Source organism: Peribacillus sp. 05N428 (assembly GCF_056397085.1).
Window position 1 is genome coordinate 1 of record NZ_JBFTMS010000077.1, and the last position, 8,476, is coordinate 8,476.

The window sequence follows — 8,476 nt, forward strand, 5'->3', positions numbered from 1 at the left end:
ATATTATTAGCACCCTCATGTGGAAGGAAATAACCCTGATGTGTACCGCCTAATTTATTAACTAATCGAATCCACATCTTACCGTATTCCTCGAACTCATTTAATTTATATGGGTCAATAACATATTTCAAATAGCATGTAACCATTTTTACCCCCCCCCGAAAAATCTATTTTTTTCCATCATAACATATAATTCGACTAACCTGCCCCGTTAGTACAATTGGTTACTCCATGTACTTCCGCCTCTTAATCCTACTAGTAATTCAATCAAACCCACCCTCTTTCGAGGTGTAGCTTTTAAATAAAGTTTAATCAAAAATATCTCGCAAACCCACATTTTACGATAAATAAAAAGAATCTATTTTGAAAAAAGATTGATCAAAATAGATTCCTATCCAGAATATTTCAATTTGATTTTTATTAAAAATTTTAATCAATTTCAGTGTATCTAAAGTTTATTCTGCCTTCTCGAATTGAATGTGCCAGCTTTCCATGACTTTCCCGGCCGGGCTGATCTCTGAAACAAGCTTGTGCTTCACCGGCGTGCTTGCCGTCCATATGATCGGTCAGCACCTGTTCGGTCCCGGATGGGTTGATGGACAGAATCATTAGCTGAAATATTTGCCGAATTAGCCATCAGTGCGCCTCCTGGATCATCCATCCTGCAAGATCGGACGGACCGGCCGGCTTCTTCTTATTGGCGGAGCCGTCGCGTGGACGAAGCATGCCGCCAACGAGACGAAGTCCCTGTTTCCTCGTCATGAATCGTCCGATCTGCGTACCTATATAATTCTGTGTACCCGGAACGACATACAGCTTCCCGTCCTTCAATGCCCGAAGCGCAACTTCCACGACTCGCTCCGGTGTGTCTTTCTTACCGACGGCGGCTTCTTCCGCGCCTACAACGTTGAAGAAGCCGGTGTCCGTCGCTCCGGGACAAAGCGTGAAAAATTGGACGCCACTGTTGCGGTTCTCCCACCACAAGGCTTGGGTAAACGACAAGACGAAGGCTTTCGTTGCTCCGTATACGGCCATATAGGGAAGGGGCTGAAATCCGGCGGTCGATGCGACATTGATAACGGCCCCGGAGTTTCTACACAACATATCCGGCAAGAACAAGTGCGTCATATCTACAACAGCGGCAACATTGAGCATGACTTCCTCATGCTGGCGCACGCCTGATATTTGTTCAAACAAACCGTGCGTGGCAAAGCCTGCGTTGTTGACCAGCAGTTCGATCTCTAAATTAAGAAGTTGACATTGCCGATATAACTCGCCAGGCGCGCCCTCTTTGCCAAGATCGGTAGGAATCACCTCGACCTTGACGCCGTGCTTCTTTCTAAGCTCCGATGCCAAGTTCTCCAGCTTGTTTTTCGATCGGGCTACGAGTACAAGGTCGCCACCCTCTTTGGCCAATTGTCGGGCGAATTGCTCTCCGATGCCGGATGAAGCTCCCGTGACAAGCGCCCAATTTCCTTTTATGTTCATTGTGCAACTCTCCTATCTACTTTTTTATAATTAGGAAACAGTGTTACTTTGTCCTTAAAAATAATTCCTGACTCTCATAAGAGTCAAGAATTGTGATGCGTCCCGGTAACACTGTTTCCAATTGAAATCATTGTAACTAAGCTTTTTAAGAAAGTCAACATCGTTTTTTGAATCATTGGTTTTTGGCATCCCTCGCAACATTGACAACGGTCCGACAATTATATTAAAATTCCTGTTAAGAGCTGGAAACATTGTTTCTTATCAAAAATGTATTAATTGAGGGTGATAGCGATGACAGACCAAAATAATTCCTTCGATGCAAATACGCAAAAGTTGGAAACGTATCAGGAGGCTCGCTTGAAAAATATTGAAAATCTTCGAAAACTCGTCGTCGATGCTGCTGCAACGATTTTGTACGATGAGGGTCCTGAAGCTGTGACGGTGCGTAAAGTTGCGCAGAAGATGAATTGCTCTACCAAAATCATATACAACCTGTTTGTTAATAAAGATGGACTGGCTCAGCAGCTTTATCTCGACGGCTGCAAGCTTCTTGCCAAAGAATTCGAGGGAACGCCGCGCGCTGACGATCCGATGCAGCAACTGTTTAATTTAGGAGAAACCTTCTGGCAATTCGGACAGCGTTACTCCGGTTATTACAAACTGATGTTCGGAGGAGCCTTCGCGGATTTCAAACCAGACGAGGAGAGCATACACGGCACCGTAACAGCTATGCAGCAATTGTTGACGGTAATTGGTAATGCGCAAGAGCAGGGACTGATTACCGGTCCGTATGACACGGAAACCGTCGTCCGTATCTTCTGGGCGTCGCTCCACGGTGTTATCCATCTTTACATGTGCGGACATTTTGGAGATGTGCAGTCCGCACATGCCGTTTACAAGCAAACGTTGTCTTTGGTTGTCGGTTCGTTATTTTCGAGTTGAGGCTTCTGGAGAGGAAAAAAGCATCTTATGGTGTCTTTTCTTTAATTTTTAAAACGTCGCAACTTTATTTCAAAACAACACGAGGGTATTTTTTTAATACAAGCAACCTTGATAAATGAATAAATAGAAAGGGCATGTTTTGAAAAAGATTAATCAAAACATGCCCTTATACTATTTAATTGATTATTCTTTTATAAAAAAGATTGAACATTTTTATGTTCCTTAATGAACTAACGCACCCGGTAGTTTAAGTACACTTTTTCACAATCTGGCTTTTAATAAAAATTAGATAAAAGAAAAAAGAATTGACATATCGTCATTTCACGATATAATTAAATCACGAAGCCGAAGAAACATAATGGTTTCCCAGTATCAAAAGGAAATTCAGTAACATTAAATATCGATAATTACGATATTATAAAATGGTTTATTTTTTTAAAATTATATATCGTTAATTAACAATATAACGATATATAAAAATGTATATATTTTTTTAACCTTATCCATCGTTAATTAACTATATAACGATGTATTGTGTGGATGTATACCCAAATTCAAATATATAGGTTAAAGAGAGGAAGAGTGTGAACTAATGAAATTCAAGGATTTACTTGTAGGTATATTATTTACTGTTTTATATGCTTCGGGAGCTGTGGTAATGAAATTTGGTCTTCATTCAGCCCCACCATTAACACTATCAACCATTCGGTTTATTATTGCAGGGCTCTTACTGCTTCTCTATCTTTATGGATTTAAAAAGGGCAAATATGCTATGCCCAATAAAAAAGAATTTAAGATTTTATTTTGGCTGGGTTTATTAAACACCTCGATATTTCTAGGGTTCGGTTTGTTGTCTCTTCGAACTGTATCATCTGGAATATTCAATCTTTTTATACCAATAAATCCATTTCTTTTTGCCCTGCTGGCCATGATATTTATGGGGCAATCCATTCGCCTTAGAGAATGGGGTGGGATGGTTGTATCATTTATTGGACTATTCGTAGCTACTTATCCATCATTTGCAGGTAGTCATTCGACGATAGGTGGTATCTTATTAATCACTTTCGCGATGATTGCTATGGCTGTGGGTAGTCTTATTTACAAAAAAGCGAATTTACAGTTACCAACCATAGTGGTTAACACGTGGCAGGTAATCATTGGAGGAGTAATTTTACTTATCCCAACGCTCATTTTAGAGTCTGGTGAGCCCATCACCATAGATATTCATTTTATCGGCTACTTACTTTGGTCCGTCTTTGCTCTTTCGATTTTCAATGTGAATCTTTGGTTTTATTTACTGAAAAAAGACGCCATCAAAGCGAACAATTGGTTGCTTTTGAATCCTGTCGCTGGATATATTCTTGGCGCAATGTTATTGGGAGAACCGATTACAGGGTATGCAGTGATTGGAACAATCGTCGTGCTTTTAGGCTTATATTTATCGGGAAGTTTTCGTGTTAAACCATCTAACTAAACAAAGTATAAGAGATAGTCGACTTCTATGCAGGCGAGCTTGTATTTTAACTGCATATTGTTAAACCCTTGAAAGGAGGTGAAACAATGAAAATTGAAACTGATGTAGAAAGTCTTTATCAAAAGATGGTCGAAGGCCATTCTTTAGATATTAACCATAAAATGATTCAACTAGTTGATAAAGAGAAGTCAGCCATTTACTTTGCTTCCCTACAAAAGGATTTTGATGTCGTTAAACGCGTGGTTCAAGCACTAAGTGGAAGCTTACTTCTTATGCAACTTGGAGTTAAACAAGATGTAAGTTTAACCGTATCAACGGCCAAAGAGTCATTAGTTGAGACTACTAAACGAATTAAAGACGTAGTAGTTCCTCTTGGACTAAAAATACACTTTGACCATTTGATGTATAGTGTTCAGGCCCTAAATAGGATTTTTGCTAAGTATTCTTTAGCTGAAGATATTTATTTTATGAATGAACGTCAATTAGAAGAGATTCAGCGTGCTTTAGACTTAGCAAATTCATATTTAAAAAAATCGTCCACTTTCTCAATGGGATTGGGGATGATCTCTCTAGAAACAAGTTGTTTCTGTGGTGCACATTAACCAACAATAACATTTAAAGGAGTTTAAACAAAAATGAAAAATTATTCTATCTGGGTATTAGAGTACTCTCGTGTAATGAAATATCATAAAAGTGGTGTAGTTTATGGGGCACATAATGAAGGTTATGTAAAACTACCTTACAGTTATGTGGTTATAAAAGGTAACGGTCATAATATTATGGTTGATGTAGGGTATAACCATAAGGATTATGGAAAGGTTCTTGGAGATAAATTTAACGTAGTCGATTGGCAGAGTCCTTCAGTGGTTCTAAAAGAAGTTGGCTTAAAGCCTGAAGATATTGATACAGTTATTATCACTCATGCTCATTTTGATCATTTTGGTAACGTAGAAGATTTCCCAAATGCAACTTTTTATATGCAAGAAAAAGAGTTGTCTAAATTTATATGGGCCATGTCACTTCCACATCAATTCCAATACTTGATGTCTGGTATTGATCCTTCAGATATCCTGCGTGGAGTACAACTTGCTAAAGAAGGACGCATGAGACTTTTAGATGGTGATGTTGAGGAATTTCTACCAGGAATAGATCTATTTGCTGCATTTGATACACACACTTACGGTTCTCAGTTCGTTCGAGTAAAACAAGGTGGTTCAGAGGAAGATAGTTGGGTCCTTGCTGGAGATAATGCTTATCAATTTGAAAATATTGAAGGGAAAAACCAAGACGGTATTCTTCTACCTGTTGGATTAGCTACTGGAAGTCAAACAGAAATGATATTTAGCTTAGATAAAATGCTAAAGTTGGTAGGACGAGATGCAAAACGTGTCATTCCAATTCACGAGCAAGGTATCACGGAAAGATTTCCTTCTCGCATAACAGACAAAGATCTATTTGTTGTAGAAGTTGATTTGGCAGATGATGAGGTATCGAAAGTAAAATAACTTAATACAAACAGTTAGAACCATGGGAGTAATAAAACTGACGAATATTCCATGGTTCTAATTTCATTCTTTTATATTGGAGTTGATACAATAGTCTATGAGTAATCAATTTGAAAATCACCGTGGTTATACTCAAATGTTTAAGGAAAATGAATTAACACTTGGTCTTTTATTTCCACTAGAATCTTATAAAGGTGATATTCCAAAAATGGATATAGCAGAACAGATGAGTTTGGCTAAAAAGGCAGAGAATTTTAAATTCGCCTCCTTATTCGTTAGAGATGTTCCTTTACGTGATCCCTGGTTTGGAGATGTAGGACAAATATATGATCCATTTGTTTTTCTGGGTTATTTAGCAGCTCATACAGAGAAGATAGCGTTAGGCACATCAAGTATATTACTGACATTACGACACCCTTTACACGTTGCAAAAGCAGCTGCTTCCGTTGATAAGCTATCAGGAGAGCGCCTTGTGCTTGGCATAGCAACGGGCGATAGACCCATTGAATTTCCAGCATTTAAAGTAGACCCCCTTGAAAAAGCAGACCGTTTTCAAGAGTCTGTCATGACTATGAGAAAAGTTTGGGGTGAACAGTTTCCTCATATTGATTCACCAAGGGTTCATATGGCTGAAGGAGATTTGCTTCCTAAACCTACATCTAATAATATTCCTTTGCTAGTAACTGGACACTCTTCTCAATCAGTTGAATGGATTGCAGAACATGGTGATGGGTGGATTTATTACCCTAGAAACGTGAATCAACAATTAGATCGGATACAGACATGGCGTTCCTCAACGAATGAATTTAAACCATTCGTTCAATCTTTGTACGTTGACTTAACTGAGGACCCTAACCAACCGCCTACTCCTATACATTTAGGATTTCGTATTGGGCGTAATACGCTTATTGAATATATCGAACATTTAAAACTTACTGGAGTAAACCATATTATTATTGTTCTTAAAAATTCGAAAAGACCAGCTTCCGAAGTTATTCAAGAGTTAGGAGAAGAAGTGGTTCCCTTTTTCTCTTCATTAATAATGTAATCTGCCTAAACTATAAGGAATTTACCAAAAGCATAACAGAATTTTTTAACCTTTTACACTTTATACTAATGGTTATTATGGTGTTATATAAGAAAAGTACAGAGTTAATAATAAATGTATTTTATTGATTTGACATTTCGTGAAAGGACGATATAATGAATGGTATGAAACCAGTTGAAATTTTTAAAGCATTGGGTAACGATACAAGGTTGCAAATATTAGAATGGTTAAAAGAGCCAGAGAAACATTTTTCGCCTCAACCCGAGGAAGTGAGTGATTTACAACAAGCAGGTGTGTGTGTAACACAGTTCCATAAAAAATTAAATGTTACACAATCAACGGCTTCTCAGCATCTTACCGTTCTCCTTCGAGCAGGACTTGTGACAGCGAAACGTCACGGGAGATGGACATATTATAAAAGGAATGAAGAAGCTTTTCATCAACTTAAAGAGATGATTGAGCATGATGTATAGGAGTAAAACTGAAATCCCTATAAGTGATTTCAGTTTTACTCTCTTTTTTTTGCTAGTACATATCGTTATTTAACGAAATAACCAAAGGTTATAATCCCAATAATATCAAATGGCAAAAATAACATTTAATTTTTATACAACTAACCTGCCCTGTTAGTTCCATAAGAAAAAAGCTGCCTTAAAGACAGCTCCGATCTTCAGCTAACGCACCTGTTAGTTCATTAAGACTTATGTAGAGTTGAAACAAACTGAGAAATAAAAAAAGGCAGAGCTCAATCATTCTGCCTTTAAAATATCCATAGTCTTCTTTATTCATAAAGGGAGGTCTGTAGGTTTTTTGACTCAATCATATCAGACACAAACGTATACAGATTTGGTGGATGCTCTGCAATGCGATGTGCAAGATACAAGTACCATTCCGTTCCATATGTGACGTACACCTTCGTCTGGAAATTCTCATCTCTCAGTGATTTAAGTAAATCTGGACGAACACCATCTAACATTTCTACTTCAGTATATGGATTGGCTATCAGTCCATTTTCTTTAAGTGCTGCGACAAGCTTTTCATCATGTGTTGCTATCGACAGAGGATGGTTTCTTGCCACACAAGCCATAACAAAATCTACGTAACGCTTATCTAGTTCTACAGATCGTGGGATATACGTACCTTCTTTTTCTTGATAAGCACCTTTTACTAAGCGAATTTTCCCTTGAAATTCCAGTAATTCTTGCAGGTCAAATTGGGAACGGAGTAAGTGTACTTGTAATGTTATGCCGAGATTCGCATACATCGGTGACAGTTTTTTATATATGTTAAGGATCTGATCGGTCTTTTCTGACTCCTCCATGCTAATCATGAGCTGGATATCGTATTGTTGAGCTTGTAGTGCGATTTCTTTCAAGTGTTTAGTTACAAGAGCATCTGAGATCGACATACCTATATGTGAAAGATCGAAAGAAATGGTTGATTTCATTTCTTTAGCGCCAATCTCGTTAATCAGTGAGAGAAATTCATTCTTTGCTGAGATACATTCATTTTCGGATCGTGTGTTTTCACCAAGATACTCGATAGATACTTGATAACCCATTTGAGCAAGCATGGAAATATGTGCCAATCCCTCTGCCCGTGTATGGCCTGAGACAAATCTTGTTGCAGCTTTCATAAAGAGAGGGAAAAGTTCCTTAGAGTTTTGTATGTATTCTTTGATATCTTCGTTTCGTGCGATCGATTTCAATGCTTTTGAAACACGCTGTTCTGCTTCGTTATACATTTATATCACGCCCTTTTTTATGGATAGTTTAGATTCGTTTGTGAAAATTCTGATTTCTTTATATAGTATACCATTTTACTAGATCATGATATGTGTTACCGTAAAGTCCGTATACACTACCTGGCCCCATAAGAAACTCCTATGGCGGCGCTCCTCGCCGCCACCATCTACTACGAAAATCTAAACTCAAAATAGAGTCTAACCCATTAACCCCTTGACAATAATGGAAAATAACAATACAACCAGGCTGAACTTTTTTTGGTGGATCTTAAGGA

At 38.1% G+C, this 8,476-nt stretch carries 8 protein-coding genes; 6 read left to right on the forward strand and 2 right to left on the reverse strand.

All coding sequences use genetic code 11. The annotated features are described in order from the left end of the window. Positions 1 to 636: 636 nt before the first annotated feature. Positions 637 to 1,488, reverse strand: a complete 852-nt coding sequence (locus AC1DIV_RS29110; protein WP_096341033.1) for an SDR family NAD(P)-dependent oxidoreductase — start codon at positions 1,486 to 1,488, stop codon at positions 637 to 639. Positions 1,489 to 1,779: 291 nt separating this feature from the next. On the opposite strand from AC1DIV_RS29110, the gene AC1DIV_RS29115 reads away from it, so the two are divergent. The 6 genes from AC1DIV_RS29115 (at position 1,780) to AC1DIV_RS29140 (ending at position 6,930) form a co-directional block, all read left to right on the forward strand. Further along, on the forward strand, positions 1,780 to 2,430 hold the full coding sequence (locus AC1DIV_RS29115) for a TetR/AcrR family transcriptional regulator (RefSeq protein WP_289351087.1): 651 nt from the start codon (positions 1,780 to 1,782) through the stop codon (positions 2,428 to 2,430). A 592-nt stretch (positions 2,431 to 3,022) separates the two neighbouring features. After that, positions 3,023 to 3,904: a DMT family transporter gene (locus tag AC1DIV_RS29120; protein WP_477577900.1), complete on the forward strand. Its 882-nt coding sequence runs from the start codon at positions 3,023 to 3,025 to the stop codon at positions 3,902 to 3,904. Positions 3,905 to 3,990: 86 nt separating this feature from the next. Next, on the forward strand, positions 3,991 to 4,506 hold the full coding sequence (locus AC1DIV_RS29125) for a hypothetical protein (RefSeq protein ID WP_477577901.1): 516 nt from the start codon (positions 3,991 to 3,993) through the stop codon (positions 4,504 to 4,506). 33 nt (positions 4,507 to 4,539) lie between these two features. Next, positions 4,540 to 5,409, forward strand: a complete 870-nt coding sequence (locus AC1DIV_RS29130) for an N-acyl homoserine lactonase family protein (RefSeq protein ID WP_054399506.1) — start codon at positions 4,540 to 4,542, stop codon at positions 5,407 to 5,409. A gap of 97 nt (positions 5,410 to 5,506) precedes the next feature. After that, positions 5,507 to 6,457 carry an LLM class oxidoreductase gene (locus tag AC1DIV_RS29135; protein ID WP_477577902.1) on the forward strand — a complete coding sequence of 317 codons (951 nt, stop codon included), beginning with the start codon at positions 5,507 to 5,509 and terminating at the stop codon, positions 6,455 to 6,457. Between the two features lie 164 nt (positions 6,458 to 6,621). Then, the gene (locus AC1DIV_RS29140; protein ID WP_054400615.1) at positions 6,622 to 6,930 is read left to right on the forward strand and encodes an ArsR/SmtB family transcription factor; all 309 of its coding nucleotides are present in this window, start codon (positions 6,622 to 6,624) and stop codon (positions 6,928 to 6,930) included. A gap of 308 nt (positions 6,931 to 7,238) precedes the next feature. Here AC1DIV_RS29140 and AC1DIV_RS29145 read toward each other — a convergent pair whose 3' ends face one another. Next, a complete protein-coding gene (locus AC1DIV_RS29145) occupies positions 7,239 to 8,201 on the reverse strand; it encodes a proline dehydrogenase family protein (RefSeq protein ID WP_477577903.1) in 963 nt (320 codons plus the stop codon). Between the last annotated feature and the right edge of the window lie 275 nt (positions 8,202 to 8,476).

Excerpts from the sequence above, each read along its gene's own strand:
- AC1DIV_RS29110 (WP_096341033.1), bottom strand. The coding sequence starts at position 1,488 with ATGAACATAAAAGGAAATTGGGCGCTTGTCACGGGAGCTTCATCCGGC.
- AC1DIV_RS29115 (WP_289351087.1), top strand. The coding sequence starts at position 1,780 with ATGACAGACCAAAATAATTCCTTCGATGCAAATACGCAAAAGTTGGAA.
- AC1DIV_RS29120 (WP_477577900.1), top strand. The coding sequence starts at position 3,023 with ATGAAATTCAAGGATTTACTTGTAGGTATATTATTTACTGTTTTATAT.
- AC1DIV_RS29125 (WP_477577901.1), top strand. The coding sequence starts at position 3,991 with ATGAAAATTGAAACTGATGTAGAAAGTCTTTATCAAAAGATGGTCGAA.
- AC1DIV_RS29130 (WP_054399506.1), top strand. The coding sequence starts at position 4,540 with ATGAAAAATTATTCTATCTGGGTATTAGAGTACTCTCGTGTAATGAAA.
- AC1DIV_RS29135 (WP_477577902.1), top strand. The coding sequence starts at position 5,507 with ATGAGTAATCAATTTGAAAATCACCGTGGTTATACTCAAATGTTTAAG.
- AC1DIV_RS29140 (WP_054400615.1), top strand. The coding sequence starts at position 6,622 with ATGAAACCAGTTGAAATTTTTAAAGCATTGGGTAACGATACAAGGTTG.
- AC1DIV_RS29145 (WP_477577903.1), bottom strand. The coding sequence starts at position 8,201 with ATGTATAACGAAGCAGAACAGCGTGTTTCAAAAGCATTGAAATCGATC.